The organism is Subtercola endophyticus (assembly GCF_021044565.1).
GTDB lineage: Bacteria > Actinomycetota > Actinomycetes > Actinomycetales > Microbacteriaceae > Subtercola > Subtercola endophyticus.
In genome coordinates, this window is record NZ_CP087997.1 from 1,964,028 (window position 1) to 1,990,197 (window position 26,170).

A 26,170-nucleotide genomic window follows, 5' to 3' on the forward strand; every position below is an offset into this window, starting at 1 on the left:
ACTCAGGCCTGGTCATGAGGGCACCAGTACAGCTTTCGCGCCGCCATGATCTCCATGACGATGTTCGTTCCGCAGATGCGGCACGGCAGGCCCTCGCGCTTGTAGACCCAGTGCCGGTCTTCGCGGTTGGCGAGCGCGCGTTCTTGGGCGTCGGGGTCGAGGCCGTCCATCGTCAGCATCTGGCCGGTGCGGATGCCGAGGTCGAGCAGGTAGACCCAGTCTTGCCAGAGCCCCCTGGCCTGCTCTTCGGTGACCTGTTTGCCCGGCGTGTGCGGGTTCAGACGCGCGCGGAACAGCATTTCGGCGCGGTACACATTGCCGATTCCACTCACCACGGACTGATCCATGAGCAACTGCCCGACGGCAGTGGGCTTCTTGCGCAGGCGGGTCACGAACCGGTCTTCGGCCTCGTGACTGTCGTCGGTGGCGGGATCGGGGCCGAGCCGGTCGACGACCTCTGCCAACTGCACGGGGTCGATGACCTCGCAAATGGTCGGGCCACGGAGATCTGCGACGCTCTCATCGGTGGCGAGGCGAACACGTACCGCACCGACGGGCTCGGGCGGAAACGTCTCGAGGTCGACGTTCTGCGTGTGCTCGGTCTCGGCCATTCGCACGGCCCGCCGTAGCCGCGGGGCGCCGATGGAGCCGAGCGCCTCGGACTCTTCGGTGATCGGCGAGATGATGCCGAAGAAGTCCCACGCGCCGTAAATGCCGAGGTGGATGCGCAGCCAGCGGTCGTGCTCGAACCGCAAGAACATCTGCTTGCCCACGGCGCGGGCCTCGAGCATCCGCAGCCCGTCGATCTGCGCGGCGCCTTCTGCGAATCGCCCCTGGGGAGAGCTGGCGGAGACGACGTGACCGACGACGTCGCGCTCGAACTGCAGCGCGATGCGATGTACGGAGTGGCCTTCAGGCATGTGGTACTCGGTTCCGGATGCTCGGCGGGGGTCTCAGGCGATGTCACCGGTCGCGGCGGCGCCCGCGGCCGCGGCCGGGTTGACATCGGCTCCCACGTAGATGCCCGCGATTGCGCCCGTCGCTTCGTATTCGGCCAGCTGGGCGATGCGGCGCACGTGCCGCTCTTCGAGCGAGAACGGCTCGTTGACGAAGGTGTCGATGAAGGCGACGGCTTCATCGACGGTGTGCTGGCGGGCACCGATGGCGATGAGGTTCGCATCGTTGTGCTGGCGGGCCAGCAGCGCCGTCGATTCACTCCAGACCAGTGCGGCGCGAGCGCCCTGCACCTTGTTCGCGGCGATCTGCTCGCCGTTGCCCGAACCGCCGAACACGATGCCGAGAGCCTCGACTCCCGCCTGCTGGTCGCGTACCACGGCGAGCGCGGCATTGATGCAGAACGACGGGTAGTCGTCGATGGGGTCGTACGCGGACGGGCCGTGGTCGACGACCTCGTGGCCGGCCGCCGTGAGGTGCTCGTACAAGTGGCGACTGAAGTCGAGCCCCGCGTGGTCGGTGCCGAGGTGAATGCGCATTCTCAGAGCTTAGTAGTTGACGAGTTGATGGGCTCGCTGATGCGAAACCCCGAGTACGGTGCCGATATCTCGAAGGGGCACATGCTGTAGGGCCAACCTCTTCGCGAGATTCGAAGCAGCGGCTGTCGCCTCACGCTCGAGAGCATCTGCTTCGAAGCGCTCTTTTCTGATCTGCTCGAGCGTCGAGACTATTCCGTCGACGTCTCCGACCGAGTCCACCGTCACCTCGACCCCCACGTCTCCGAGTGGAACCTCGAGCGCAGCAGCGATGTATTCGCACGCCATCTGACCGGCATCAGACAGCCTGCGCGCTTGCGTCAGGCCATCGATAGCGGGGATGCTGACCATCCACCATTTGCCCTCGCGCGTCGCGACGGCGTCAAACGTCATCAACTGCAGTCTCCTCAATTGCCTTCATCACCTGTCGAAAAACGCCCGGTGAGATCATTCGGTGGCCTTCCGAGACACTTCGCAGGCCGTCAGGGGAACGCCATTTTCGATGACTCCCGACGAACTGCTCAGAAGGATGCCACCCTGCTTGTTTGAGCATCTTGACCACCTTTCAAGAGGATTGCTCACTTACCATCAAAACAGTCTACATTTGCTGGACTATTCTAAAGGTCATTCACCCGAACCGGGTGTCAGCCCGACGCTCTAGGCTGGTTGGCGAGAAACCGCGGGCCACCCACGAGGCGTGCCGCGGCTCGACAACCACAACACGTACGGAGAACATCAGTGCCTGGAGAAAACCTCACCCGTCTCGAAGCCCAAGAACGCGCCGCGCTGGTGTCTGTTCAGAGCTACGACGTGACCCTCGACGTGACCCAGGGACCTGAGACGTTCTTGAGCACGACCACGGTGCGCTTCACGGCTACGGCCGGAGCATCCACTTTCATCGATGCCATCACGAAGAACGTGCACTCGGTGCTGCTCAACGGAAAAGACCTCGACCCGGCCCAGGTGAGCGACGGCGTGCGCATTCAGCTCGACGACCTGGCAGACGACAACGTTCTGACGGTCGTCGCCGACGCGCTGTACACCAACACCGGCGAGGGGCTGCACCGCTTCGTCGACCCGGTCGACGACGAGGTCTACCTCTACAGTCAGTTCGAGGTGCCAGACTCGCGCCGCGTTTTCGCGGTGTTCGAACAGCCCGACCTCAAGGCGACCTTCACTTTCACGGTCACCGCGCCCGACTACTGGCAGGTGGTGTCGAACTCCCCCACCCCCGAACCCGTCTCGATCGGTGAGAGCAAAGCCACCTGGAGCTTCGAGACCACGCCCGTCATCTCGTCGTACATCACCGCAATCGTCGCCGGCCCGTACGTAGTCGAGCGCAGCGAGCTGACCTCGAGCGACGGCCGCGTGATTCCGCTCGGCGTGTTCTCGCGGGCGTCGCTGTCGCAGTACATGGATGCCGACTACGTGTTCGAGAAGACCCGCCAGGGCTTCGAGTTCTACGAGAAGCGCTTCGACTACCCGTACCCGTTCGCCAAGTACGACCAGCTGTTCGTTCCCGAGTTCAACGCCGGAGCCATGGAGAACGCCGGCGCCGTGACCTTCACTGAGGCGTACGTCTTTCGTTCGAAAGTAACGGATGCCCAGCGCGAGCGCCGCGTCGTGACGATCTTGCACGAACTCGCACACATGTGGTTCGGCGACCTGGTCACCATGAAGTGGTGGAACGACCTCTGGCTGAACGAGTCGTTCGCCGAGTACATCTCCACGCTCGCCACAGCCGAGGCCACCGAGTGGCACGGCGCCTGGGCGACCTTCGCCTCCACGGAGAAGAGCTGGGCCTACCGCCAAGACCAGCTGCCCTCGACCCACCCCATCTTCGCGACCATCAACGATCTCGACGACGTGCAGGTCAACTTCGACGGCATCACCTACGCCAAGGGCGCCTCGGTGCTGAAGCAGCTCGTGGCCTGGGTGGGGCAAGACGAGTTTCTCGCCGGCGTCGGCCAGTACTTCAAGAAGCACGCCTATTCGAACACCGAGTTGAAAGACCTGCTCGCCGAGCTCGAAGACACCAGCGGCCGCGATCTCACCGAGTGGTCGAAGTTGTGGCTCGAGACGGCCGGCGTGAACACGCTGCGGCCCGAGATCGAGACCGACTCCGACGGGGTGATCACGAGCTTCGCCATCACGCAGACGGCGCCAGCCGAGTGGCCGACCATCCGGCCGCACCGCCTCGCGATCGGCTTCTACAACATGCACGAGGGTGCGCTCATTCGTAATCACCGGGTCGAACTGGATGTCGCGGGCGAACTCACCGAGGTGCCCGAGCTCGCGGGGCTGACCCGGCCCGACCTCGTGCTGCTGAACGACGACGACCTCGCCTACACGAAGATCCGCCTCGACGGGCAGTCGCTCTCGACCGCGATCTCGCACCTCGGAGCGATCGAAGACGGGCTCGCCCGCTCCATCGTCTGGGGCTCCGCGTGGGATGCGACGCGCGACGCCGAGAGCCGGCCGCGCGACTTCATTCGACTCGTACTGGGCAACATCGCGAGCGAAGACGAGAGCACGACACTGCGCACGGCGCTGAACCAGGTCGTGCAGACGGCGGCGATCTACGTGGCGCCCTCGTTCAAGGCCGAGGCGCAGGCCGAGGTCGCCGACGAGCTGTGGGGGCTGGCGCGAAACGCCGCCCCGGGCTCTGACGAGCAGTTCCAGTTCGTGAAGTTCTTCGCGGCAGCCGCGAAGACCGACGAGACTCTCGCCGTGGTCGAATCACTGCTCGAAGGCTCGACCAAGCTCGAAGGCCTCGAGATCGACACCGACCTCACCTGGGACCTGCTGACGTCTCTGGTGGCCGCCGGCAAGGCGGGCGAGGCGCAGATCGATGCCGCACTGGCGGCCGATAACACCGCATCGGGTGCACAGAGCGCGGCGAGCGCACGGGCATCCATTCCCACCGCAGACGCCAAGGCGAAGGCGTGGGCCTCGCTCGTCGACACCGACGACGCGTCGAACCTCATCGTGCGGGCGACAACCGTCGGTTTTCAGCGAGCGAACGACGACGCGCTGCTGCAGCCGTACATCGCGAAGTACTTCGACGCGGTGCAGACGCTGTGGGAGACCCGCACCTACCAGATCGCCGCGACGCTGATCACCGGTTTGTACCCGGCCGGGCTCGCGAGCCAGGAGCTGCGGGATGCGACGCAGGCCTGGCTCGACACCGACCCCCAGCCGGCCGCACTGCGGCGTCTCGTGGTCGAGAACCTCGCGGGCGTCGACCGTGCTCTCGCGGCGCAGGCCAAAGACGCCGAATAAGCCGTTTCTGCATCAGTTCTGCACGAGTGCCGGTCAGCTTCTGTTGATCGGCACTCGTTAGCATTGAGCGCATATGAGTGACTTCTTCAAGAACCTGAGCGACTTCTACGGCACCTACCAGCACCTGATCAATATCGTCATCATCATCGTCGGCGCGATCATCGTGCGGCTGATCCTGCTGAAGTCGGTCGATCGCGTCGTCAAACGCATCGTCACGGGCGTGAAGAACAAGCACGATGCGCAAGACACCCAAGCCCTGCTCGCCTCGCCGGTCGCGGCGGTGAGGGTGGTTCAGCGCACTCGCACCATGGGCAGCGTGCTGTCGAACTTCATCACCTGGGCGATCGTGATCTTCGCGTTCATCATGGTGCTCGGCGAACTGCAGTTTCAGGTCACCGCGCTCGTGGCTTCGGCCGGCGTCATCGGTGCGGCGCTCGGCTTCGGAGCCCAGAACATCATCAAAGACATGCTCAACGGGCTGTTCATGGTGGTCGAAGACCAACTCGGAGTCGGTGACGTCGTCGACCTGGGCCCGGCGACCGGCGTCGTCGAGGCCGTCGGAATTCGCGTCACCACCGTGCGCGACGTGAACGGCACGCTCTGGTTCGTGCGCAACGGCGAGATTCTGCGGGTGGGCAACATGTCCATGGGCTGGGCGCGCGTCATCATCGATCTCGCTATTCCCTACGACACCGATGTCGATGCCGTGCAGGCGCGCATGCTCGCCACCGCGAGCGATCTCGCCTCGAACCCGAAATGGCGTTCGCGCATTATCGAGAAGCCCGAGATCTGGGGCCTCGAGAGCATCTCTGCCGAGGCCCTCGTGATTCGGCTCGTGGTGAAGACGCGCAGCAACTCCAAAGACGATGTCGCGCGGGAGCTGCGGATGCGCTTGAAGGTCGCCCTCGACGAGATGGGCGTGAAGCTGCCGGCGCTCAACAGCATCGTGCTCACCGGCTTCGAAGGCGCGAACTCGATTGCCGGAGCACGGCCGCCGAAAACGAAGCCGGTGAACACCACGACAGAGGGCGTCGCCGGAGACGCCGCGACGACCACCAAGGTGCTGCGCGCGCCCAAGACGGGGTCTGCGAGGGCCGGGCGGGCGACCGGATCCGCGTCGGCTACCGGCTCGGCCGAGACACCGGGCTCGGGCGGCTCCACTTCATCCTCACCCACCGACGACAAGGCTTGACGATGACGAACGACAGTACAGCGCCCGGCGCCCCCAGCGGAATACCGCTCATTCCGATCATCCCGACGGCGACAAAGCCCGCCACGACGGGTAGCTCGGCGTCTGACGACGGTCTCGGCTCGGGTGACACGTTCTATGAGCAGGTCGGTGGCCGGGCCACGTTCGAGCGGCTCGTGCGCGCCTTCTACGCCGGCGTGGCGGCCGACCCCGTGCTCGTAGCGATGTACCCCGAAGACGATCTCGAGGGCGCCATTCAGCGGTTGACCGGGTTTCTCGAGCAGTACTGGGGCGGGCCCACCACCTACAGCCAAGAACGCGGGCACCCCCGGTTGCGCATGCGGCACAATCCGTTCAAGGTGAATCCGGATGCCCGTGACCGCTGGCTCTCGCACATGCACGCCGCCGTGGTTTCTCTGGCGCTGCCCCCGTTGCAGGAGGCGACGCTCTGGGACTACCTCGAGCGCGCCGCGCATGCCATGGTGAATACCTTCGACGAGTAGAGTCGCTTTTCTTCGCCCGAAACAAGGAAGTTTCCGATGCCCCACACAGTCACGACCGATGTCATCGTCGTCGGCGCCGGCCTCGCCGGTCTCGTCGCCACCGCCGAACTCGTGAAGGCGGGCAAGCACGTCACCATCGTCGAGCAAGAACCCGCCGCCTCGTTCGGCGGTCAGGCGTGGTGGTCGTTCGGCGGCCTCTTTCTCATCGACAGCCCCGAACAGCGCCGCCTCGGCGTGCACGACTCGCTCGAGCTCGCCCGGCAGGATTGGTTCGGCAGCGCCGGCTTCGATCGACCCGAAGACCGCTGGCCCCGGCTCTGGGCCGAGGCCTACCTGCAGTTCGCCGCCGGAGAGAAGCGCGCCTGGCTGCATGAACAGGGCGTGCGCTGGTTTCCCATCGTGGGCTGGGCCGAGCGCGGCGGTTACACCGCACTCGAGCATGGCAACTCGGTGCCGCGCTTTCACATCACGTGGGGAACCGGTCCCGGGGTGCTCGCGCCGTTCGTCGCGCGGGTTCGTCAGGGCGTGCGCGACGGGCTCGTCACGATTCTGCACCGGCATCGCGTTGACGAACTCGTGACGGAGGCGGCCGAGAGCGGCGCGGGCAGCGGCCGCAGCGCGGGCGGCAGCAGCAGCGCGGCCGGCGGGAGGCACGGCGCAACGCGCGTGGTGGGCGTGCGCGGAGTCATCCTCGAGCCCTCGAGCTCAGGCCGCGGCGTCAGCAGCTCGCGCGAGAGCGTCGGTGAGTTCGAGCTGCGTGCCAGCGCGGTGATCGTCACGAGCGGTGGCATCGGCGGCAACCACGACCTCGTGCGCCAGAACTGGCCGAAACGCCTGGGTGAACCGCCGGCATCCATGCTCTCGGGCGTGCCCGCGCACGTCGATGGGCGGATGCTCGGCATCACCGAGGCGGCGGGAGCCCGCTTGATCAACTCCGACCGCATGTGGCACTACACCGAGGGCATCACGAACTTCGACCCGGTGTGGCCGCAGCACGGAATCCGCATTCTGCCGGGCCCGTCGTCGCTTTGGCTCGACGCGACGGGAAAACGGCTGCCGGTGCCGCTCTTTCCTGGATTCGACACCCTCGGTACGCTCGAGCACATTCTCACGACCGGCTACGACCACACCTGGTTCGTGCTCACCCAGAAGATCATCGAGAAGGAGTTGGCGCTCTCGGGCAGCGAGCAGAACCCCGATCTCACCGGCAAGAACCTGCGGCTGCTGGCTAAGCGGGTCGGTCCCGGCGCTCCGGGCCCGATCGAGGCGTTCAAAGACAAGGGCGTCGACTTCGTGGTGGCAGATGATCTGCCCACGCTTCTGGCGGGAATGCAGCGCCTCTCGGGTGATGCCCCTCTCGACCTCAGGCAGGTGGAGAAAGAGATTCGCGGCCGAGACCGGGAGATCGGGCATCCGTTCAGCAAAGACCTGCAGATCACCGCGGTTCGAGGGGCGCGAACCTACCTCGGCGACAAGCTGATTCGTGTCGCCTCGCCGCATGAGCTGCTCGACCCTGCGGCCGGCCCGCTGATCGCGGTGAAGCTGCACATCGTCACGCGCAAGACGCTCGGCGGAATCGAGACCGACCTGGCGGGTCGAGCACTCGGGGCCGACGGCGAGCCCGTCGAAGGGCTCTACGCAGCGGGCGAGGCCAGCGGCTTCGGCGGCGGCGGGATGCACGGCTATCGTGCGCTCGAGGGCACCTTCTTGGGCGGCTGCATCTTCAGCGGCCGCCAGGCGGGCCGAGCGGTCGCGGCTGCGCTCTGACGCCGCGCCATCTGCGAGAGCGACTGTTGCGGACGAGAGCGACGGCCGCGGCGGCTCATCTCGTCCGAAAACGTCGCTATCGCTGAGCGGTGGCGAGGGCGCGGGCGCGGAGTGCGAGGCGCGGGGGCATCAGCGGCTGAGTACGTGGCCGCGGCGCGTAGTGAGACGGGTCCAGGGGCCCGACTCGTAGAGCGCAACCGGGTCGTCGTGCCGCAGAAAGCCGAGGCTGACGGCGGCGAAGGCGGCCCCAGCCGCCGTGGGCCGTTCGATCGAAGGGATGGCCCGGCCCCACACCTCCGAACGCACCTTGTGAACCAGCTGTTCACCGGTCTCGGGCGGCAGCGCTGCAGCTACCTCGGAGATGCCGTCGCCCGCCGACTTCTCGAGTACGGCCGCGTCGACCGTTCCGAGATTCTTCCAGCCTCCACGCGGCGGTGAGATTCCGGCCCAGGCAGCAAGACCCTCGGCGGGCGGAAGGCTGATATCGACGGGCCCCGTCTCGCCGTTGACCACGACAGAAAGCAGGGCAAGCCGATCGAGCAGTGCACGAATCGAGATGATCTCGTCGAACGCCAGTGCCTTGTCGGTCAGAGCGAATGTTCTCAGACCGAGAACGGTAGGTGCATCATCCAGCAGCCCTTTGGGTGCGAGCACAGAAGCGTAGACCGCGAGAACACCTTGACCGCCGATCAATCGCACCGAACCGGTGCCCACACGTGCGGCTCTGCCCAGAAAGACCTTGAGGTCTCCTAACGAGAGAGCGTCGACGAGCGAGAACGATTGAACCATCAGCTTCTAAACTACAGAAGGTAACGGGTCTTGCGCGCATTCTGAGCGCACCCGTTGTCGTAATGAGAAGGAGACGCTATGACCGATGAGGCGATCGAGACCTCGGCGGCGCCGCAGGGCCCCACAGTCGCAGACCCGGTCGGCGGCCTTCTCGCTGCCCTCGACCTCACCGACACCGGCGCTCGAACCAGCGAAGACATCTTCACCGGGCCCTCTCAATGGACGGCGCACGGGCGCGTGTTCGGTGGCCAGGTGCTCGCCCAGTCGCTGATCGCGGCGAGCCGCACGGTCGAGACAGATCGCCCTGCGCATTCGCTGCACGGGTATTTTCTTCGGCCCGGAGACGTCGCGCTGCCCATCACCTTTTCGGTCGATCGTATTCACGACGGCCGGTCGTTCTCGACGCGTCGCACCCAGGCCTACCAGAACGGACTCCCGATCTTCTCGATGATCGCCTCGTTCCAGACCGACGACCCGGGCATCGACCACCAGATCGACATGCCAGACAATGTGCCCGACCCCGAATCACTGCCGTCGATCGCTGAGACACTCGGTCACATCGAGCATCCGATTGCTCAAAATTGGGCCTACGCGAGACCGTTCGACATTCGGCACGTCGGCCAGCCGATTTATGTGTCGGCCGATTCGGCGCGCGTCGAACGCCAGGCGATCTGGATGAAGGCGTTACGCCCCCTGCCCGACGAACCGATTCTGCATCGGGCTGCCATGGCCTACGCAAGCGATTACGCCTTGCTGGAGCCGATATTCCGTCGCCACGGTCTCGCCTGGATGACGCCGGGCCTCAAATCGGCGAGCCTCGACCACGCCATGTGGTGGCATCGGCCGGGGCGAGCCGATGAATGGTTTCTCTATGTGCAGGAGTCGCCGAGCGCGCAGGGCGGCCGTGGGTTGGCCACGGGGCGCATGTACAGCCGCGACGGCGTGCTCTTGGCCACCGTCGCCCAGGAGGGCACGATTCGCGTTCCCCGGTAGGCACGGCCGCGGGTCGCCGTCTTCCGGCCTTCCGCGGCGGCCTGTCGTGCCGGCTATCGCGTCGGCCTCTTATCGCGTCGGCCTATCGACGCTTCGAGAAGACCACCTCGGGCTCGATGTAGGGAGCCCATGCCTCGCGCTCCGTATCGGTGATGCGTCGCGGGCGCTGCGTCTCTGCGTCGACGAGCACGATCGTCGTGGTAGCGCGGGTGTAAAGGATGCTCGGCTGCACACCCTCGGGACTCCACACCTCGTAGCAGAGCTCGAGACTCGCACCGCCCAGCTTGCTGATCCACAGGTGCAGGTCGAGCGGCTGCCGCAGATACGGAATCGGAGCGAGGTACTCGACCTCCTGGTGCGCGACCAGCGTGAGGGTAGCCGAACCGAGGTCGCCGTTGATCACGGCCATGCTCGCGCTGTCGACCGCGGTGCGACTTTCGGGCGAACCGCCCTGCGAGGTTGCGAGCGAGACACCAGGCTCGTCTGACGCCCAGAAGGCGTGCACCCGGGCTTCTTCGAGCAGCCTCGTGATCTGAACGTTGTTGACGTGTCCGTATGCGTCGAGGTCTGACCAGCGCAGCCGAGTGGGAACGTGCAATCTCATCGTGTGCCCGTGCCCCAGCCCTAGTCGCGTGTCAGCTTGCGGTACGCCGAACGGTGCGGCTTCGCCGCATCGGGGCCGAGTCGCTCGATTTTGTTCTGCTCGTAGGCTTCGAAGTTGCCCTCGAACCAGTACCACTGTGCGGGGTTCGCTTCGGTGCCCTCGTAGGCGAGGATATGCGTTGCGATGCGGTCGAGAAACCACCGGTCGTGTGTGATGACCACGGCGCAGCCGGGAAACTCGAGAAGGGCGTTTTCGAGGCTGCCGAGGGTTTCGACGTCGAGGTCGTTTGTCGGTTCGTCGAGCAGCAACAGGTTGCCGCCCTGCTTCAGGGTGAGCGCCAGGTTGAGCCGGTTTCGCTCGCCACCGGAGAGCACACCTGCCGCCTTTTGCTGATCGGGGCCCTTGAAGCCGAACGTGGAGACGTAGGCACGAGAAGGGATCTCGGTCTTGCCGACCTGAATGTAGTCCTGCCCGTCGGAGACGACCTCCCACAGCGTCTTCTTCGGATCGATGCCACCACGATCTTGGTCGACGTAGGAGATGTCGACCGTTTCGCCGATGGTCAGTTTTCCGCCGTCGAGGGGCTCGAAGCCCACGATCGTCTTGAACAGCGTCGACTTGCCCACACCGTTCGGCCCGATGACACCGACGATGCCGTTACGCGGCAGCGTGAAGCTGAGGCCGTCGATGAGCACACGTTCACCGAACGCCTTGTGTAGCTTGTCGGCGTCGATCACCTGCGACCCGAGCCGCGGGCCGACCGGAATCACGATCTCTTCGAAGTCGAGCTTTCGCGTCTTCTCAGCTTCTGTGACCATCTCTTCGTAGCGGGCCAGGCGCGCTTTCGACTTCGCCTGGCGGCCCTTGGCGTTGGAGCGCACCCAGTCGAGTTCTTCAGCAAGACGCTTGGAGAGCTTGGCGTCTTTTTTGCCCTGCACCATGAGGCGCTCTTGCTTCTTCTCGAGGTAGGTCGAGTAGTTGCCTTCGTAGGGATAGAGGTGTCCGCGGTCGACCTCGGCGATCCATTCCGCGACGTGGTCGAGAAAGTACCGATCGTGTGTCACAGCGAGAACGGCACCATGGTACTTGGCCAGGTGCTGCTCGAGCCAGAGCACGCTCTCGGCGTCGAGGTGGTTGGTGGGTTCGTCGAGCAGCAGCAGGTCGGGCTTCTGCAGCAGCAGCTTCGTGAGCGCCACCCGGCGCTTCTCACCACCGGAGAGGTTCTTCACACTCGCGTCACCGGGCGGGGTTCGCAGAGCATCCATCGCCTGTTCGAGCTGAGAGTCGAGATCCCACGCGTCTTCGGCGTCGATCTGCTCTTGCAGCGTGCCCATCTCTTCGAGCAGCTTGTCAAAATCGGCATCGGGGTCGGCCAGCTCTGCCGAGATCTCGTTGAAGCGGTCGACCTTGGCCTTGATAGGGCCGACACCCTCTTGCACGTTCTCGAGCACAGTCTTCGACTCGTCGAGTTCGGGCTCTTGCATCAGGATGCCCACGGTGTACCCCGCGCTGAGCTTGGCCTCGCCATTGCTCGGGGTGTCGAGGCCCGCCATGATCTTCAGAATGGTCGACTTGCCGGCGCCGTTCGGACCCACGACGCCGATCTTCGCTCCGGGCAGGAACGACATCGTCACGTCGTCGAGAATCAGCTTGTCGCCCACGGCCTTGCGGGCGCGCACCATGGAATAAATGTATTCGGCCATGGCTACCAGTCTATTGTGCGGGTTTCGCCCACCAGGCACTTGCCGGTTCCGAGCACGGGTGCGATGAGGCTGTGGTACGCGCCGAAGCCGTACTGGCCGATGAGGCATTGCCCCTTCATCGCGACGGAGAACTGAATCGAGTCGGCCTTCACTCCGACGGTGGTGACGTCGGGCGTGACCTGCATGTCGGTCACCGCGAACCCGCCGGAGCGCAGCGCGGTGGTGAACGCTACGCCGTCAGCAGTCTGGTTCTGTGCCGACGCCTGTGCGATGGTCTGGTTGTTGACGTAGTCGAAATACGCCAGGTTCTCAGCGGCAGTACCGCCTGGCACGAAAGCCGGTGCCACGGTCGGGCTAGGAGTCGCCGTGGCGACGCTCGCGCTGGTCGTCGCCGTGCTGGGCGCCGGCGTCGAACCCGTCGTGCAGGCCGCAAGCAGCACCGAGATCGCTGCTGCGGACACCGCGGCCATCACAGTCACCGCTGCTCGGCGACGCGTCGCACGAAAGCGCGTGGCGTGAAAGGGCATCAAAACTCCGCTCTTCGTGAATCCGGCCTCGGCGGCCGTCTCCCCCGGCTTCCGGGTCGAGTCTAGGCGAGCGGGGTCGGAGCAAACCTCAGAATGACCTGAGTGAGCCGTCGCGCGAACGTCACCGGAATAGACGGCAGCGATTTCGCGCGCCGGTTCAGAAGGCAACCGCCGCACTCTCGGTGCCCCCGCTTTCGTCACCGCTGCGCTCGTCGTCGGGCAAGAATCCGTCGCCGGAGTGCTCTGTTGCCGTCGCCGGCGCAGGAGCACCCCAGTCACCGCCCTGCGCCGGAGCCGGCGGAACCGCCCAGCTCTCGGCGGGCGCCGCACCACCGGCGGGTTCGAACCCGGCACCGCCAGCACCCCTCGAACTAGCGATCGACTTCGAAAAGCTGGCGCTGCCCCACGACAGATCGTGACCGACGGCCTCTGCTTCGACCTCGATCGTCATTCCGTTCTTCTCCGCGCTCGACCATTCGCGCAGTCGCACGCGGCCGGAGGCGACCACCCGGTCGCCCTTGTTCAGCGACACAGCCATGTTGGCCGCGAGCTGCCGGAATGCCGTGACGGTGTACCAGTTGGTACCGGCATCGACCCAGGAGTTCTTCGCCCGGTCGAATCGGCGTTGGCTCGAGGCCAGGCGAAAGCTCGTGATATCGAGACCATCGTTCGTCGTGATGTGGCGCGGGTCGGTCGCCACGACGCCGGTGAGTGAAATGTTGTCTGGCACGGTGTTCTCCTGATCGTTTCGGGCCACCATTGCGGCCGTCGTGCGGGGTCGTTGGCCCCGGTGAAACGAGTGTGCCCCGGCGCCGAAGCGTCGGGGCACACGTGCCGAGAGACTGTGCAGAACATCCACTGCCCGCACACTGTGCATAACGCACCGTGCGGAGCTCACGCCCGTGCGCATCTCACACGTCGCGAGCAGCGACGCTCAGGCGGCCCGAACGTATTGGGCGAAGCTCTTTCGCACCTTGTTCACCTTGGGAACGGCGACGGCCATGCAGTAGCCCTGACCAGGGTTCTTGGCGAAAAAGTCTTGGTGGTATTGCTCGGCGGAGAAGAACTCCGTCAGTGGCTCGAGGTCGGTGACGACGGGCCCGTCCCAGAGGTCGGCCGCCCGCACCAGACTCTGCTCGAACAGCCGTTTCTGTTCGTCGGAGGTGTAGAACATCGCGGAGCGGTACTGAGTGCCAACGTCGTTGCCCTGCCGGTTCAGCTGCCGGGGGTCGTGCAACGTGAAGAACACGTCGAGAATGACGTCTGCCGGAATGATCTCGGGGTCGAATGTCACGGCGACGACCTCGGCGTGCCCGGTCGTGCCGGTGCACACCTCTTCATAGTTCGGGTGAGCGGTGTGACCCCCGGTGTAGCCCGAGACGACGTCTGTGACGCCGTGCAGTGTGCGATAGACGGCGTCGAGACACCAGAAGCAGCCGCCGGCGAGAACGAAAGTTTGCATGCCTCAACCCTACGACGGGGCGGGTGTCAGTGGCCTCTCGTATCGTTCAGAGCATCAACCGACCGGGCCGGCGCACTGAACAGGAGGCATCTCATGACTACTTCGACTCGCTCTTCGTCTGCTCCCACGTTGCGGCAGGTTCGACCCGCACTGTGGCGGGTTCTTCGCGAAGACGGCACGCTCGCCGGCTACATCGAAGGTGCCGAGCCGGTGCGGTTCGAGTCGGTGCGCTTTGAAGCACGCCGGCTCGTAGCATCCACTCGCCAGGTCGTCGGCCTCGGGCATTTCGCGTCGATCGACGATGCGATGCTGTGTTTCAGCTGAATCGGCGCTCAGAGACGGGCATCGCGCCACACCCGGCGCCTTAGCCGCGTATCGATCGACGCGGGGTTACCCTTCTGGCATGGAATGGTGGAGCAACTTTCTCAACTGGGCAAACACCGACGGCGGCGCGTACGTCATCACGAGCATCGCGGTACCGGCGGCTTCGATCATCGTGGCGGGCTTGCTCGCCGCGTGGATAGCCAGCGGGTCGATCAAGCGCCTCATCGCGGGCCGCGACCGTGAGCTCAAGGTGGCCGCGATCGGTGCGCTCGTCGATGCCGCCGAACAAGCGTCTGTCTGGAACTCGCTCACCCCGCAAGAGCAGGTGCTCTCCGACCGGGCAACGGGGCAGGCTGACATTCAGGTGCGTCTGCTTCCTATCAAGGGTGCCGCTCTCGCGGCCAACTGGGCGGCATATTCGCTCGCCGAGATGAAGCGCAACTCTGCGACTTTCGGCTACCAGATCGAGCCGGCCGTCATCCAGTTCCGCGACCAACTCGTCGAATGGCAGCATCGCCCGGGCCGTTCGCGCCGCGCCTTCCAGGCCGACGTCGAGCGCTGGAAGGCCAAGTCCGCCGACTCGGAGAGTGCGCTGCGCGATCAGCAGGAGGCGTGGGTCGCCCAACAGCACCATGAGCAGCACGTCGGCACCGCTCCGGCCCCGCAGGGTGCGCAAACGGCTGTCGCAGCATCCTCTGCCGTTGCCGCCGCACCCGCTCCCGTTGCCACGCCGGCAGTCCCCGCCGCCGCCCAAGCCGTGCCTGCGGCTCCAGCTGCCCCGCACTATGATTCGCCGGTCTACACGGCACCGGCGGCTCCCGCTGGAGCGCTCGACACGCAGCGCGTCTTGACCGATGTCGACGCCGTCGAGCGTCAGATCGAGGCCGGCGTCGGCCGCTGAGCGTCGCTGACCGATCCGGCGGAACATCGGGCGAGTAGTAACATCGTCACGACGCCTCTGTCACCCAGTGGCCTCTGTAGCTCAGTGGATAGAGCAGCGGCCTTCTAATCCGCTTGTCGTAGGTTCGATTCCTACCAGGGGCACTCATGCTCTGCGAAATTTCTTACCGCGAGTGATGCGCGAGTGGCCTCAGGAGCGTTCGCGCACCAAACCGATCAGGCGGTCGAGCACGTCGCCACCCGAACTGCGGAGCCCGTTGTGGAGGTGCTCGCTGGTCACCCAGCGCTTCAGGGAGGGTATGAGGTCGGCGGTCTCCTCAGAGAACACCAGGTCGACGAAAGGGTCGTCGACGTAGATCGCGGCCGCGCACGGCACGTCGACAGAAGAGAGTACATCGGCGTCGAACAACCGAGGCCAGTCATGCTCAGCCAGAATCGTTGCTACCGCGCGGTACGGCCGCAGCTCGGCGATGTCGTCGAAGTGCCAGGAGAACAGGTGCTCGCCCGTGAACAACAGCGAGTCCCCGAGAAAGTCTGCGGGCTCTACTCGTTCAGCCGACCATCGGGTGCGGCCGCCGTCGGTGTAACTCGACTCGTGCAGCACCGCGTAGAGCGGATCTCGAGCCCCGAACGAAAACGCGGCAGCGAGGTCATAGCGGAACGCGGATGATGCGGGGTCCCGTTCGAGAAGATAGTGCAGCTGCTCCGCTCCTCCGTCCATTCCGAGCTGGTGCCCGATGGTGCGGAGCAGCCGCGGTGAGATCGGCTCCCCTGTAGGCGTACGGAGTTCTCCCGCCGCGCTGAGCTCGAGCAGCTTTTCGAAACGTTCGCGGTCGCCGGGGAACCGGTCGTAGAAGCGTTCGGTGAGGATGCGCATCCGGCCATACGTCACGGAGTACACCTCGTCGACGGGGCGCCCCACCGGCGGCAGCCCGCCCGTGAAGTAGACCTCGCGAAGACTGTCGGGGGCGACGCTGAGGTAGTGCAAGGAGCAGAATCCACCGAACGACTGGCCGAGCAGGCTCCACGTCGACGCCCCGAGATGCTTTCGCAACAACTCCGCATCCTGCACGATGGCATCGGCGCGAAAGTGCGTGAGCCACTCGGCGTCGGCTACAGGATCGGGCCCTGGCGCACCGTAGGGTGTCGAGAGCCCCGTGCCGCGCTGGTCGAGCATGACGACGCGATAGTCCTGCAGCGCCCGCCCCAGCCATCCCGGTGTACCGGGCAGGGCGATAGGGCGTGGCGCTTCGTGTCCCGGGCCGCCCTGAAGGAATAACAAGAACGGGCGATCCCGGCCGTCGGGCGCCGAGACCACCCGTGCGAAGATCTCGATCGTGCGACCATCATCACTTCCGTGATCAAGCGGCACCGTAAGCCGGTGCTCCGTGAGCTCAAATGACTGCCTGGCCGACATGACGCCGTCCTTGCGTTGGTATTCGTTCTACACAGGAATGATCAGCCTGCGACTTATAGCTTCTCTCACCGTCGAAGGGCTTGACCGTGTGAGCGATCTTTTCCCGCAGGATGTCCCGTGAATATCTCCCACTGAAGCTATATTTGGTACGAAGCTCATATTTCGGCTCTCTAGGCGATAGCGGTTCGATCGCGGGCCGGAGCGAACTCGACCGAGTCGGCGGCCGTTCAGTTCCCGCCGCATCCGCTCCCAGTGAGTGCGCGAGGTGCGGGCGGTAGGTCGGCTAGCCTTTCGGCATGACGAACGCGCCGATCGAAGACGTGCCGATAGGTGGAGACATCATCCGCCTCGGGCAGTTCCTGAAGTTCGCTGGACTCCTCGACTCCGGCGGGCAGGTGAAAGACGCCATCGTGGAGGGCCATGTGTTGGTGAACGGCCAGGTCGATCGGCGTCGCGGACGGCAGCTGCAGCTCGGCGATATCGTCAGTTTCTCTGAGCGCAAGTTCCGCGTCGGCGACTGAGGGGAATCGGTGATTCTGCGAACGACCCGGATTCTTGTGACTGTTCTCGCGGCCGTGGCCTTGAGCGCTTGCGCGAGCGCACCTCCTGCCAGCGAAACGTCTTCGTCGAGCCGAGCGAAAATCGGATTAGCTGTGTCCCAGACGTGTGAGACAGGTTCGAGCGCGCAGTGCGTAGTCGTTAACGGCGAAAACGTGTTGACTCCGAATGCTTTCGAGGATGCGTACGTAGAGGAGGCCACTGCCGTCGAAAGCAACGGCCAGCGCTTGGTGCAGGTCACGTTCACTGAGGAGGGCGGTGCTGTGCTGAGCAGCCTCACAACGCAAGCCGTAAAAGCCGGGAGCACAGCACGCCTGGTCATGAAGGCCGGAGACAAGATCATCGGCGCCCCTGTGGTGATGCAACCCATCGAGAACCGTGAAGTTTCGATAATGGTGCCGCCAGACGGCAATGCGAAAGAACTGACCGGAGCTATTCTCGGGCGCTGAGCAAGAGGTACTGCCGTGGTCCGTCGCGAATCAATTCTGTGGAAAGTCCGTCGTGGGTTGCCGCGAGCGATGTGGCAATTCTCGATCGGTTCGGTGACGCTCGTCGCGTACTATTGACGGCGCAGTACAGCGAAGATGGGCCGGTGGCGGGCTCCGGACGAATCTTGATCAGTGATCACTGTGAAACTGATCGCGCGCCAGGTCGGTGTGGCCAGAACGTGGTCAAGCGGCATCCCCGCGAAGACGGGTATTCGTGATGTTCGGCGATGAGCATTGCGTTTCGGCCCACTGCAGATCGGCGTTCCATTGTGTGTTGTTCGCGCCGCTCGCAGATGCGACGGCAGCGACGCGCTCAGCGGTGACGAGATCGCCGTTGATATTCCACGAGAGAACCCGCACGTCACCGTCTGATGCGAGGGCAGGGCTGTCGTTCGCCAGACCAAGGCTGAGGATTCCCGTTCCGCTGACAATGGTCACCAGCGCCAGGCTGGCGGCCACGATTCCGAGCTGAACTCGGCGCCGTACCCAGACGACGCAGACACCCCCGAGCGCAACCGCAAGAAATGCGGCGCCCACGGTAAGTGCGTTCCGCAAAGCGACGACGTCTTCGACCACGGGCAGGCGGGAGTATGCGAAATACCTCGCCGCGCACAGGACTACTCCGATGACAACGATCGCCGCGCCTGCTACCCAGATGAGCCATCCGGCTCGCATCGATGCGCCGGTCGGCTTCGGTTGAGGCGGGCGTGATGTCATTGAGCCTCAGTGTAGGGAATCTGCGCTCAGCAGGTCTGCCAACAGCAGGTCTGCGCTCAGCAGGTCTGCCAGCAGCAGGTCTGCGCTCAGCAGGTCTGCCTGAAGCAGGATCGGTGGAGATCATCCGCCGCCCTGTTCGATGCTGAGGGCATGACAGACGAGAACGCACGATTCTTTTTCACCGACCAGGCCAGGGCCGCGCTGCTTTTCAACAGGGTGGTGGTGCTCGACGGCGCACTCACCGACGACAACGGCATGCTGCTCGCTAGCCAGCTCATGACGCTCGCCGCAAGCGAACCGGGCGAAGACATCGCCTTCTGGATCCACTCACCGGGCGGCTCCGTTTCGTCGATGCTGGCGATCCGCGACATTATGCGCGTCATTCCCTGTGACGTTTCGACGGTCGCGCTGGGGTTGGCGTGTTCGGCTGGGCAGTTCCTGCTCACGTCGGGCACAAAGGGTAAACGGCTCGCGTTACCGCACGCGCGCATCCTGATGCATCAGGGCTCAGCCGGAATCGGCGGATCTGCCGTCGAGGTCGAGGTGCAGGCAAACGATCTGCGCTACACGCGCGATGTGATGCTCGGGCTGATCGCCGACGACACCGGCCAGCCCGTCGAGAAAGTCTTCGAAGACTCGTTGCACGACCGCTGGTATTCGGCAGAAGAGGCGATGGACTACGGATTCATCGATCACGTTGTCACCTCTTTCGACCAGGTTCGCCCCAGTCGTTTTCGCCCCGTCGGAATCGGGGCGACGCTGTGAGCAGCTACACGATTCCGAACGTTGTCAGCGAGAGCCCCCGCGGCGACCGCGTTATGGATGTCTTCTCCCACCTCCTGACCGAGCGCATCGTCTATCTCGGCTCGGCTATCGACGCGGGGGTGGCGAACGCCCTGATCGCACAGCTGCTGCACCTCGAGGCAAGCGCGCCGGGGCGGGAGATCAGCATGTACATCAACTGCGAGGGCGGCGACCTTTCTGCCGCGCTCGCGATCTACGACACCATGCAGTACCTGACATCGCCGATCGCCACGACCTGCGTCGGCGAGGCGATCGGCCCGGGTGCCGCATTGCTGGCGGCGGGCGCCCTCGGCCGGCGTGCGGCCCTGCGTCACGCGCGGGTTGTGCTTCATCAGCCCGCCGATCAGGGCCGCGGCACCATTCCCGACCTCATTCTGCGGGCGGATGAACTGGTCAGAGTTCGCTCGGACATGGAAGAAGTGCTGAGCGCACACACCGGGCAATCCGCCGAAACGCTGCGCCGGGACACCGACCGCGACCGTGTCTTCAGCTCCTCTGCGGCCAGGGACTACGGGCTCGTCGACGAGGTCGTGACAGTGACCCGCGAACCGGTGCTCACGATGTGACGGCGCGCTTCGGTGCGTGTCTGCGGGTGTCGTCGGATTTCAGGCGGCGATCGCCATGGCGGCAATCGACACCGAAACGTCGAACGATGAGCCGCCGTGCACGCTTCGCGAGCCTCCACGAGAGGTGGTCGACCTGATGTCGATGACCTGAGCGGAAGCGCGGCCCGTCGAGAGGTCGTCGGCGACGCGCAGCAGGATGTCGGCGAGACGGCTCTCCAGCGCACCGACGATGGCGCCGATCATCTCGCTGGAGGCGTCTTTTCGGCCGCGCTCGACTTCGGACAGATACTGGGGAGAGATGCCGGCCCTGGCCGCTGTGTCGTCGAGACGCTCACCACGCGCCAGGCGGAGTTCGCGCAGCTGTCGCCCGAGCGCTCGCCTCCAGAGTTCGTCGAGCGGTCGGCTCTGCGCGGTGGGGCGGCTCTGCGCGGTCGGGCCGCTCTGCGCGGTCGGCTGGCTCTGGGGCGTCAGGGGCTCGGCTGTCTCGGTCACATTCCCAGTGAATCATCAACCACGATCATCCGTCATCACGAATCTGCTCACAGCAGAATCACTCATGCGACGTCGGAGATTCTCTGCCCCGATGAGCAGCCCGCCGCACTGCCAACGAATCGGCCGCACTCCGGGTTGGCACCAGACGGACTCATTCGGGCGTTCGACGGCGCCGTAACGTCGTGAGCGCTACCGTCCGTCTGAGGGGTTCTTTCAGCGGGAGCCTTCGAGCGCGAGATCGACGGCCTCTTTCACTCTGGCGTCTTCGCGCGCCTGTCGATGAGAGGCCGCTCGGCGACGAAGGCGCACAGCGAGGATGATGAGCGCAACGATGACGAGGATGATCACCAGCAGCATCCACGGAATCGCCGGCCCGGTCGCGGCGGATGTCACGGCATCGAGGTTGGTCGTCGAGCCGGAGCTGTCGATCACGACGGGCACCACCGAGGCAGAGGCTGTAAGCCAGAACTCGGCGGGCACGTCGCGCACCGGCACCGAAACGTTCCACGTCTCACCGGGCAGCAGCTGGGGTGGAGCATCCAGTGTGCCCGCGTCGAGCGCGAACCAGCCGAAGGGGCCTGAGACGGTGGCGGCCTGCTGGGCGGAGACGACCGCGTTGCCCGTGTTGTGCAGCGTGTAACTGACAGTCGCGTCGCCGCCGGCGAAGGGGTTGAGGCCGCCGTTCCAGTCGACGTGCATATTCTCGATCGCGAGGCTCGGCTTGAGGTCGCCGCCGACGCGCAGGGTGATCTTCACGCCGAGACGGCGGTCGACGTTGATGCCGTTCGCGTCGTCGGGCTGAGTGAGGGTGGTGACGATTCCGCCGGAGTAGTCCCCCGGGGTGGCATTCGCGGGAACGGTGAGAGTGAAGGGATACTCGACGCTCTGGCCTGCCGCGACGGTGACGTGGTCGGTGCCGCCAGCGACCCAGGCGCCGACGCCCACAGACTTCGCTCCCGCGACGAGGAGGTCGAACTGCCCGCTCTCGGTCGTGTAGCCGTCGGCGGCATAGACACCGAGGTCGACGGGAGTCGCGCCGTGGTTCGACACGACAAGGGCATCGTCGACGGTCTGGCCCGGGTTCACGGCGTAGTTGTATGCGGTTCGCTCTGCTCCGAACTGGTTGGATGCCGTACGCACCGTCCACGTGACGTCATCGTCAGACGCTTGTGCGCCGATGGCCGGCAGCACCGCGAGAGCGAGCGCGGCGATGAGGGCGAGGGCCGCGGTGCGGGCGAGGGTTCGCGGGGACTTCAAGAGGTGATTCATGGCATTCCTCGGGTGGGGTGACGAGTGAAAACGAAATGCCGACCGGGCGTGAGCGAGGCACCGAAGTGCCGCACTCACGCCCGATCGGAGTCGAGCAATGTGCTCTGCTGAGCCTGTTAGCTGCTCAGCGTCAGCTGCTCAGCGCAGTGAGCGTCAGGGTCGCGCGGTAGCTGCCCTTGTCGATGGCGCTCGGAATCTTCAGATCCAGGTCGGCGCCGAGCTTCGCGGTTCCGCGAGCGTGACCCTGGTCTGCGGTTCCGAGGCCACGCGAGACCGAGAGGCCGTCGCCGGCGTCGTAACCGGATGCCACGGCGGCACCCGCAACTGCTCCAGCGCCGGGCGTGACGATCTTCGGGCTCCAGCCGAGGTACTTGCCCGAGAAGGTGTTCGTGCCGTCGCGGAAGTCGCCGACCGATGCGGAGATCGACCAGGGCGACTGAGTGTGCCGGGTGTCGGAGACCAGAATCGGGTTGATCTGGCCGGTCGCCTGGAAGTACTCACCGTTGTGCTCGACCGCGGTACCGAGGTCGACGAGTCCGTTGCGGCCGTCGATGGTCCAGCCGAACTCACCGGGAGCTGCGGTCGGAACGGTCACCTGGATGTCTTCGCCGTTGCCGTGGTTCGGGTGAATCGCGACGGAGTCGACGACCGAGCCGACGGGCTGGGCCGCGCTTGCTCCGCTGTTCGGGCCGCACCAGGCGACCTTACCGAGCTCAACGGCCGCGTTCGGCGCGTCGCACGTGCCGCTGCGGATGGTCTGCACGGTCAGCTGATCTGCCGCGACCTGCACCTTGACGTACGAGCGAACGTGCTCCTGGTTCTCGACGGAGTTGTACCAGTAGTCGCTCGGCTTGAGCGGGTCTGCACCGTTACCGGCGCCGCTGGTTCCACTCGAGTCAGGTGTAGTGAGGTCGTAGTACTTCGACCCCGACGAGCTGTTCGCCGTCACGTAGATGACGCCGCCCGGGCCCGGGTAGACGTCGGTCGCTCCGGGCTGCTCGTCAGGATTCGCCTTTGCGCCGTTCTTGATCTCGTAGCTTCGCGAGTAGCTGTGGTCGTGACCCTGAAGAACGAGGTCGACGCCGAGGTTCGAGAAGGCAGTCGGGTAGTCGACACGACGGGTCTTGTTGTCGCCGTCTTTCGCGTGATCGGCGGGTGAGTAGATCGCGTGGTGATAGACGAGAACCGTGTATTTCGCCTCGGCCTGGTGCTGGTTGACGACGTTCGTCACGTAACCGATGTGAGCGTCGTCACCGCCGCCGCCCTGCGCGGTGGAGTAGCTGTTGCTGTTCAGGTCGATGAAGAGCACGTCTTTGTAGATGTACCAGTAGTCGCCGCCCGAGGTGTTCGAGGTGGGGTCGCCGTTGGAGTAGTAGGCGCCCGATCGGTCGGTGTTCGGCGTGGCGAGGTGCTGCTCGTAGGCCTTGCCACCCACGTCGTGGTTACCGATGGTCGCCGCGAACGGAATCTGGCGAAGCGTGTCGGGTGCGAGGAACGCATCCCACTGCGCTTCCGTGTTGGCGGTCTCGACCTGGTCTCCGCCCGACACCAGAAGCTCTGCCGTGGGATTCGCCGCGACAGCCGTGTTCAGCGTGGCGGCCCAGCCGGCACCGTCTTTGGCCACGTTGCCCGATGAACCGATTTGCGGGTCGCCGAGGAACAGAAAGTCGTAGTTGCCGTCGAACGTCTGAGTGGTGAACGTATAGGCCGTCGACCAGTTGCCCTCGGAGCCGACGCGGTAGGAGTACGGCGTGTTCTCACTGAGGCCGGTGATGGTTGCGTGCCGGTTGAAGCCGCCGCTGGTCGCGATGTTCGCAGACCCGATGGCCGCGAAGGTCGTTGCTCCGGTCCGGAAGGCGCCCGCGACGAGAGAGGCGGTCGGTGCGAGCTGAATCGACTGGGCGGTGTCGGCCGAGGAATACCACGACACGATGCGCTGTGATTCGTTCGCACCGACGCCGAGAACGATGCCGGTGAGGTTGGCCTGGTCGGCGGCGATGGCTGGTGCGGCAGCGAAGCCGCTCACCGCCGCCGAGCCGGCCAGAAGGGCCGCTGCTGTGAGAATCACGGTCGCGCGGTGGCGATTTCGGCGCCGCGCTCCGTTGAATTCTGTTGGGGAGGACATGCGTCTTCCCTTTCTCTTCGGGTTCCTGAGTGGAACATGTGGGTGTTCACAGAATTCGCTCGGTGAGTGAACACCACTTGAACGCAAGACTCTCGGGCAGTTGCCCAGGAGCGAACCTTGGGAGCTTCTTCACACCTCCAGCACTCTCTGCACGAACCAGATGAGACCCGTCACAGAAACCGCGACAGCCAAGGCGCCCGCAGCCCACAGTCCGAGACGCGGCTGGCGTCGACGCAACAGAGTCAGCAACGGAAACAGCGCCACGATGATGGCGACCTGCACGAACTCGATTCCGAGGTTGAAGACGAGCAGTGACCAGAGCAGGGTCCACGACCAGGGCTCGTCAATGCCGAGGGCAGAGGCGAATCCGAGTCCGTGCACCAAACCGAACAAGAAAACGACGCCGAGCCGCAGCCATCCCGCGCGATCGAGACCGAGAGGCCCGCTCGTCGCGTCGAGTTCGTTCGCCGCCTCACCTCGTCGCCAGAGCCGCCACAGATACCAGGCGGCGACGATCGAGATCGACAGGGCGATGATCGGTTCGATGATGCGAGCCGACACCGAGATGACGCCCGTGGCGGCGAGGATGAACGTGACCGAGTGAGCGACCGTGAAGGTCGTCGCGGCGAGAACCACCTCCCGGAACCTGCGCGAACCTGCGATGAGGGCCAGCAGAAACAGTATGTGGTCGATTCCCGTCAGCAGATGCTCCGCCCCGAGGTGGAAGAATTCCCAGAACCGCTCGCCCGTGCTCTGCTCGGTCGAGAACGAACTCTGATTGCTGTCGAGCGCGGCGCTTCCCGACTGTCCGTCGAGCTCGTAGGTGAGAATCGTCTTGGTGCCTGTGACGAATCCTTCGGAATCGGCGAAGAGGGTGCTCGTCACCACGTGTCCGTCGCTGGTCTGTGGGCACGCCTGGTCGACGACGAACATCGCGTAGGGCACGCCCTGCTGCTCGGTCATCACGATCTCGCCTACGCTTCCAGGCGTGCACGCTGTGCCGCCCGACGAGACCGTCAGTCGGGGTTCCGCGTACGCCGTCACCGTGGCGAGGTGTGCATTCAGGGCTGCCGCCTGCGCGACGGAGTCGCCGTTTTCGAACGCCTCGGTTCCCTGCTGAAACAGCGTGTCGTCGTGCGCAGCATCGGCGGCCGAGACGACGAGAAGGTCGTATTCGAGCTGCAGGGTGGTTCGCACCTGCCCTGACTGGGGTGCTGTCACGTCGACGTAAGCGACCGACGAGAATCCGTGCGCCGAGGCAGCACTCGCGCTGCCGACCAGCAGCCCACCGGTCACGAAAGCGATCAAAATCGCCAGAACTGCGCGCCTCAGCCGATACGACATTCTTCTCCTTGGTCGACTACGTACGTTGTCGTGAGTCGGTAAACAGCAGACGTACCGTGCCCGAACGATCGAGGAACTGTCATTGCTGGCAACCGACCGACCCCCTCGTCTGCGGCAAGGTGGAAAAGTGCGTCCTCGAAAAGCTTTCGCTCCAGCCCGATTGATGGCCTCGCTCGGGGCGGTCGTGCTCGGCCTTGTGCTTCTTGCCGGATGCTCGGCGACCGACAGCTGGGCAGAGCCACATGCCGCTCCTGCCCCGCTCGGTGCTCTCGGGGACGGGTTTCTGCCCTCGGCCACGCCGAGCCCGGAGGCGACGATCAATCCCGCCCCGGAATCATGGACGGGCGTGCATCCGTCGCCGGGCTTTCGCGTCGTTCTGCTCACCGCCGGCGACGACGAACCGACCCGTGCACTGTTGACTGCAGTGAACGACTGGGCTGCAGCCGAGAACGTCGAATTGCGCACCGTGCACGCCGATGTCGACCCGATCACGTCTATCGTGCGAGCGATCGATATGAAACCCGATCTCGTGATCAGCGCGGGCAACGACCTGGTCGATCCGCTGGCCACCGTCACGGCGAGCCATCTCGACCAGCTCTTTCTCATCGTCGGCGCCGAAGTCGCCGAACCCACCCATAACGTGACGGCCGTCGACTGGACCGGCGCGTCGTTCCGCGGTGAAGGGCTCGGGGCGTCGTCGGACTACGACCCCTCTTCGTTCACGCCCTCGCGAACCGCCGCCGCCGTGCGAGCGGGTGCCGCAGCAGTGCTGCACGACGTGACCGGCATCGTGATCTGGATTCCGTAACGGGTCGGAGTCGCCGGTGCGTCTCGGCTTCTGAGCGCTAGAATAGGTT

General features: G+C 65.0%; 29 protein-coding genes and 1 tRNA gene. 14 read left to right on the plus strand and 16 right to left on the minus strand.

Annotated elements, in window-relative coordinates; all coding sequences use genetic code 11:
- Positions 1-2: 2 nt before the first annotated feature.
- Genes LQ955_RS09180 through LQ955_RS20190 form a run of 4 tightly spaced genes read right to left on the minus strand, consistent with a single transcriptional unit; the run spans position 3 to position 2,043 of the window.
- Positions 3-920 carry an Fpg/Nei family DNA glycosylase gene (locus LQ955_RS09180; RefSeq protein ID WP_231027852.1) on the minus strand — a complete coding sequence of 306 codons (918 nt, stop codon included), beginning with the start codon at positions 918-920 and terminating at the stop codon, positions 3-5.
- A 33-nt stretch (positions 921-953) separates the two neighbouring features.
- Positions 954-1,493, minus strand: a complete 540-nt coding sequence (locus tag LQ955_RS09185; RefSeq protein ID WP_231027853.1) for a ribose-5-phosphate isomerase — start codon at positions 1,491-1,493, stop codon at positions 954-956.
- Positions 1,494-1,502: 9 nt separating this feature from the next.
- Positions 1,503-1,883 (minus strand): hypothetical protein, encoded by a 381-nt coding sequence (locus LQ955_RS09190; protein ID WP_231027854.1) that lies wholly within the window; start codon positions 1,881-1,883, stop codon positions 1,503-1,505.
- Positions 1,873-2,043, minus strand: coding sequence for a type II toxin-antitoxin system HicA family toxin (locus LQ955_RS20190; protein WP_390623461.1), 171 nt, complete (start codon positions 2,041-2,043; stop codon positions 1,873-1,875). Before LQ955_RS20190 ends, LQ955_RS09190 begins: the two co-directional genes overlap by 11 nt.
- A 185-nt stretch (positions 2,044-2,228) precedes the next feature.
- Here LQ955_RS20190 and pepN point away from each other — a divergent pair, with 185 nt between their 5' ends.
- The 4 genes from pepN to LQ955_RS09210 all read left to right on the plus strand — a co-directional run bounded on the left by pepN (position 2,229) and on the right by LQ955_RS09210 (position 8,231).
- The gene (gene pepN / locus LQ955_RS09195) at positions 2,229-4,772 is read left to right on the plus strand and encodes an aminopeptidase N (RefSeq protein ID WP_231027855.1); all 2,544 of its coding nucleotides are present in this window, start codon (positions 2,229-2,231) and stop codon (positions 4,770-4,772) included.
- 73 nt (positions 4,773-4,845) lie between these two features.
- Positions 4,846-5,964, plus strand: a complete 1,119-nt coding sequence (locus LQ955_RS09200) for a mechanosensitive ion channel family protein (RefSeq protein ID WP_231027856.1) — start codon at positions 4,846-4,848, stop codon at positions 5,962-5,964.
- A gap of 2 nt (positions 5,965-5,966) precedes the next feature.
- Positions 5,967-6,464, plus strand: coding sequence for a globin (locus LQ955_RS09205; RefSeq protein WP_231027857.1), 498 nt, complete (start codon positions 5,967-5,969; stop codon positions 6,462-6,464).
- A gap of 36 nt (positions 6,465-6,500) precedes the next feature.
- Positions 6,501-8,231, plus strand: a complete 1,731-nt coding sequence (locus tag LQ955_RS09210) for an FAD-binding dehydrogenase (protein ID WP_231027858.1) — start codon at positions 6,501-6,503, stop codon at positions 8,229-8,231.
- Positions 8,232-8,360: 129 nt separating this feature from the next.
- On the opposite strand, the gene LQ955_RS09215 is transcribed toward LQ955_RS09210, so the two are convergent.
- Positions 8,361-9,020 (minus strand): hypothetical protein, encoded by a 660-nt coding sequence (locus tag LQ955_RS09215; protein ID WP_231027859.1) that lies wholly within the window; start codon positions 9,018-9,020, stop codon positions 8,361-8,363.
- 78 nt (positions 9,021-9,098) lie between these two features.
- Here LQ955_RS09215 and LQ955_RS09220 point away from each other — a divergent pair, with 78 nt between their 5' ends.
- Complete coding sequence (locus tag LQ955_RS09220; protein ID WP_231027860.1) at positions 9,099-10,013, plus strand: acyl-CoA thioesterase; 915 nt, start codon at positions 9,099-9,101, stop codon at positions 10,011-10,013.
- An 82-nt stretch (positions 10,014-10,095) separates the two neighbouring features.
- On the opposite strand, the gene LQ955_RS09225 is transcribed toward LQ955_RS09220, so the two are convergent.
- From LQ955_RS09225 to LQ955_RS09235, 3 genes are read right to left on the minus strand one after another with little or no spacing between them, the layout of a single operon-like run.
- Positions 10,096-10,617, minus strand: a complete 522-nt coding sequence (locus LQ955_RS09225) for an acyl-CoA thioesterase (RefSeq protein ID WP_231027861.1) — start codon at positions 10,615-10,617, stop codon at positions 10,096-10,098.
- 20 nt (positions 10,618-10,637) lie between these two features.
- Complete coding sequence (gene ettA, locus LQ955_RS09230; protein WP_231027862.1) at positions 10,638-12,320, minus strand: energy-dependent translational throttle protein EttA; 1,683 nt, start codon at positions 12,318-12,320, stop codon at positions 10,638-10,640.
- Positions 12,321-12,322: 2 nt separating this feature from the next.
- Positions 12,323-12,667, minus strand: a complete 345-nt coding sequence (locus LQ955_RS09235; protein WP_231027863.1) for a DUF6993 domain-containing protein — start codon at positions 12,665-12,667, stop codon at positions 12,323-12,325.
- A 19-nt stretch (positions 12,668-12,686) separates the two neighbouring features.
- Between LQ955_RS09235 and LQ955_RS09240 the strand changes: the two genes are divergently transcribed.
- On the plus strand, positions 12,687-12,839 hold the full coding sequence (locus LQ955_RS09240; RefSeq protein WP_231027864.1) for a hypothetical protein: 153 nt from the start codon (positions 12,687-12,689) through the stop codon (positions 12,837-12,839).
- A gap of 165 nt (positions 12,840-13,004) precedes the next feature.
- Here the strand turns inward: LQ955_RS09240 and LQ955_RS09245 are convergent, their stop codons facing one another.
- Positions 13,005-13,577: a single-stranded DNA-binding protein gene (locus LQ955_RS09245; RefSeq protein ID WP_231027865.1), complete on the minus strand. Its 573-nt coding sequence runs from the start codon at positions 13,575-13,577 to the stop codon at positions 13,005-13,007.
- A 204-nt stretch (positions 13,578-13,781) separates the two neighbouring features.
- On the minus strand, positions 13,782-14,309 hold the full coding sequence (gene msrA / locus LQ955_RS09250; protein WP_231027866.1) for a peptide-methionine (S)-S-oxide reductase MsrA: 528 nt from the start codon (positions 14,307-14,309) through the stop codon (positions 13,782-13,784).
- 93 nt (positions 14,310-14,402) lie between these two features.
- Between msrA and LQ955_RS09255 the strand changes: the two genes are divergently transcribed.
- From LQ955_RS09255 to LQ955_RS09265, 3 genes are all read left to right on the plus strand, one after another.
- Positions 14,403-14,633: a hypothetical protein gene (locus LQ955_RS09255; RefSeq protein WP_231027867.1), complete on the plus strand. Its 231-nt coding sequence runs from the start codon at positions 14,403-14,405 to the stop codon at positions 14,631-14,633.
- Between the two features lie 79 nt (positions 14,634-14,712).
- A complete protein-coding gene (locus tag LQ955_RS09260) occupies positions 14,713-15,534 on the plus strand; it encodes a hypothetical protein (protein ID WP_231027868.1) in 822 nt (273 codons plus the stop codon).
- A gap of 70 nt (positions 15,535-15,604) precedes the next feature.
- Positions 15,605-15,677: transfer RNA gene (locus tag LQ955_RS09265), tRNA-Arg, on the plus strand.
- 46 nt (positions 15,678-15,723) lie between these two features.
- Here LQ955_RS09265 and LQ955_RS09270 read toward each other — a convergent pair.
- The gene (locus LQ955_RS09270; protein ID WP_231027869.1) at positions 15,724-16,950 is read right to left on the minus strand and encodes an alpha/beta fold hydrolase; all 1,227 of its coding nucleotides are present in this window, start codon (positions 16,948-16,950) and stop codon (positions 15,724-15,726) included.
- Positions 16,951-17,246: 296 nt separating this feature from the next.
- Here LQ955_RS09270 and LQ955_RS09275 point away from each other — a divergent pair, with 296 nt between their 5' ends.
- Complete coding sequence (locus LQ955_RS09275) at positions 17,247-17,471, plus strand: RNA-binding S4 domain-containing protein (RefSeq protein WP_231027870.1); 225 nt, start codon at positions 17,247-17,249, stop codon at positions 17,469-17,471.
- A gap of 132 nt (positions 17,472-17,603) precedes the next feature.
- Positions 17,604-17,957, plus strand: coding sequence for a SecDF P1 head subdomain-containing protein (locus LQ955_RS09280; RefSeq protein WP_390623479.1), 354 nt, complete (start codon positions 17,604-17,606; stop codon positions 17,955-17,957).
- A 222-nt stretch (positions 17,958-18,179) separates the two neighbouring features.
- On the opposite strand, the gene LQ955_RS09285 is transcribed toward LQ955_RS09280, so the two are convergent.
- Positions 18,180-18,713, minus strand: coding sequence for a hypothetical protein (locus LQ955_RS09285; protein WP_231027872.1), 534 nt, complete (start codon positions 18,711-18,713; stop codon positions 18,180-18,182).
- A gap of 150 nt (positions 18,714-18,863) precedes the next feature.
- On the opposite strand from LQ955_RS09285, the gene LQ955_RS09290 reads away from it, so the two are divergent.
- Positions 18,864-19,478, plus strand: coding sequence for a ClpP family protease (locus LQ955_RS09290; protein WP_231027873.1), 615 nt, complete (start codon positions 18,864-18,866; stop codon positions 19,476-19,478).
- Entirely contained in the window at positions 19,475-20,083 is a 609-nt protein-coding gene (locus LQ955_RS09295; protein ID WP_231027874.1) for a ClpP family protease, read from the plus strand. Before LQ955_RS09290 ends, LQ955_RS09295 begins: the two co-directional genes overlap by 4 nt.
- 39 nt (positions 20,084-20,122) lie before the next feature.
- Here LQ955_RS09295 and LQ955_RS09300 read toward each other — a convergent pair whose 3' ends face one another.
- From LQ955_RS09300 to LQ955_RS09315, 4 genes are all read right to left on the minus strand, one after another.
- A complete protein-coding gene (locus tag LQ955_RS09300; protein WP_231027875.1) occupies positions 20,123-20,575 on the minus strand; it encodes a helix-turn-helix domain-containing protein in 453 nt (150 codons plus the stop codon).
- Between the two features lie 213 nt (positions 20,576-20,788).
- On the minus strand, positions 20,789-21,844 hold the full coding sequence (locus tag LQ955_RS09305) for a WxL protein peptidoglycan domain-containing protein (RefSeq protein ID WP_231027876.1): 1,056 nt from the start codon (positions 21,842-21,844) through the stop codon (positions 20,789-20,791).
- 130 nt (positions 21,845-21,974) lie between these two features.
- On the minus strand, positions 21,975-23,969 hold the full coding sequence (locus LQ955_RS09310) for a purple acid phosphatase family protein (RefSeq protein WP_231027877.1): 1,995 nt from the start codon (positions 23,967-23,969) through the stop codon (positions 21,975-21,977).
- 129 nt (positions 23,970-24,098) lie between these two features.
- Entirely contained in the window at positions 24,099-25,313 is a 1,215-nt protein-coding gene (locus LQ955_RS09315) for a HupE/UreJ family protein (protein WP_231027878.1), read from the minus strand.
- 163 nt (positions 25,314-25,476) lie between these two features.
- Here LQ955_RS09315 and LQ955_RS09320 point away from each other — a divergent pair, with 163 nt between their 5' ends.
- Positions 25,477-26,121 carry a type 1 periplasmic-binding domain-containing protein gene (locus LQ955_RS09320; RefSeq protein WP_231027879.1) on the plus strand — a complete coding sequence of 215 codons (645 nt, stop codon included), beginning with the start codon at positions 25,477-25,479 and terminating at the stop codon, positions 26,119-26,121.
- Positions 26,122-26,170: the final 49 nt, after the last annotated feature.

Bases quoted from the DNA above. Each gene is read 5' to 3' on its own strand.
- LQ955_RS09255 (WP_231027867.1), top strand. From the start codon at position 14,403: ATGACTACTTCGACTCGCTCTTCGTCTGCTCCCACGTTGCGGCAGGTT.
- LQ955_RS09190 (WP_231027854.1), bottom strand. From the start codon at position 1,883: ATGACGTTTGACGCCGTCGCGACGCGCGAGGGCAAATGGTGGATGGTC.
- LQ955_RS09310 (WP_231027877.1), bottom strand. From the start codon at position 23,969: ATGTCCTCCCCAACAGAATTCAACGGAGCGCGGCGCCGAAATCGCCAC.
- ettA (WP_231027862.1), bottom strand. From the start codon at position 12,320: ATGGCCGAATACATTTATTCCATGGTGCGCGCCCGCAAGGCCGTGGGC.
- LQ955_RS09305 (WP_231027876.1), bottom strand. From the start codon at position 21,844: ATGAATCACCTCTTGAAGTCCCCGCGAACCCTCGCCCGCACCGCGGCC.
- LQ955_RS09270 (WP_231027869.1), bottom strand. From the start codon at position 16,950: ATGTCGGCCAGGCAGTCATTTGAGCTCACGGAGCACCGGCTTACGGTG.
- LQ955_RS09320 (WP_231027879.1), top strand. From the start codon at position 25,477: ATGGCCTCGCTCGGGGCGGTCGTGCTCGGCCTTGTGCTTCTTGCCGGA.
- LQ955_RS09285 (WP_231027872.1), bottom strand. From the start codon at position 18,713: ATGACATCACGCCCGCCTCAACCGAAGCCGACCGGCGCATCGATGCGA.
- LQ955_RS09180 (WP_231027852.1), bottom strand. From the start codon at position 920: ATGCCTGAAGGCCACTCCGTACATCGCATCGCGCTGCAGTTCGAGCGC.
- LQ955_RS09205 (WP_231027857.1), top strand. From the start codon at position 5,967: ATGACGAACGACAGTACAGCGCCCGGCGCCCCCAGCGGAATACCGCTC.
- LQ955_RS09210 (WP_231027858.1), top strand. From the start codon at position 6,501: ATGCCCCACACAGTCACGACCGATGTCATCGTCGTCGGCGCCGGCCTC.
- LQ955_RS09290 (WP_231027873.1), top strand. From the start codon at position 18,864: ATGACAGACGAGAACGCACGATTCTTTTTCACCGACCAGGCCAGGGCC.
- LQ955_RS09225 (WP_231027861.1), bottom strand. From the start codon at position 10,617: ATGAGATTGCACGTTCCCACTCGGCTGCGCTGGTCAGACCTCGACGCA.
- LQ955_RS09200 (WP_231027856.1), top strand. From the start codon at position 4,846: ATGAGTGACTTCTTCAAGAACCTGAGCGACTTCTACGGCACCTACCAG.
- LQ955_RS09185 (WP_231027853.1), bottom strand. From the start codon at position 1,493: ATGCGCATTCACCTCGGCACCGACCACGCGGGGCTCGACTTCAGTCGC.
- LQ955_RS09275 (WP_231027870.1), top strand. From the start codon at position 17,247: ATGACGAACGCGCCGATCGAAGACGTGCCGATAGGTGGAGACATCATC.
- LQ955_RS09220 (WP_231027860.1), top strand. From the start codon at position 9,099: ATGACCGATGAGGCGATCGAGACCTCGGCGGCGCCGCAGGGCCCCACA.
- LQ955_RS09260 (WP_231027868.1), top strand. From the start codon at position 14,713: ATGGAATGGTGGAGCAACTTTCTCAACTGGGCAAACACCGACGGCGGC.
- LQ955_RS09215 (WP_231027859.1), bottom strand. From the start codon at position 9,020: ATGGTTCAATCGTTCTCGCTCGTCGACGCTCTCTCGTTAGGAGACCTC.
- msrA (WP_231027866.1), bottom strand. From the start codon at position 14,309: ATGCAAACTTTCGTTCTCGCCGGCGGCTGCTTCTGGTGTCTCGACGCC.
- LQ955_RS09315 (WP_231027878.1), bottom strand. From the start codon at position 25,313: ATGTCGTATCGGCTGAGGCGCGCAGTTCTGGCGATTTTGATCGCTTTC.
- LQ955_RS20190 (WP_390623461.1), bottom strand. From the start codon at position 2,043: ATGCTCAAACAAGCAGGGTGGCATCCTTCTGAGCAGTTCGTCGGGAGT.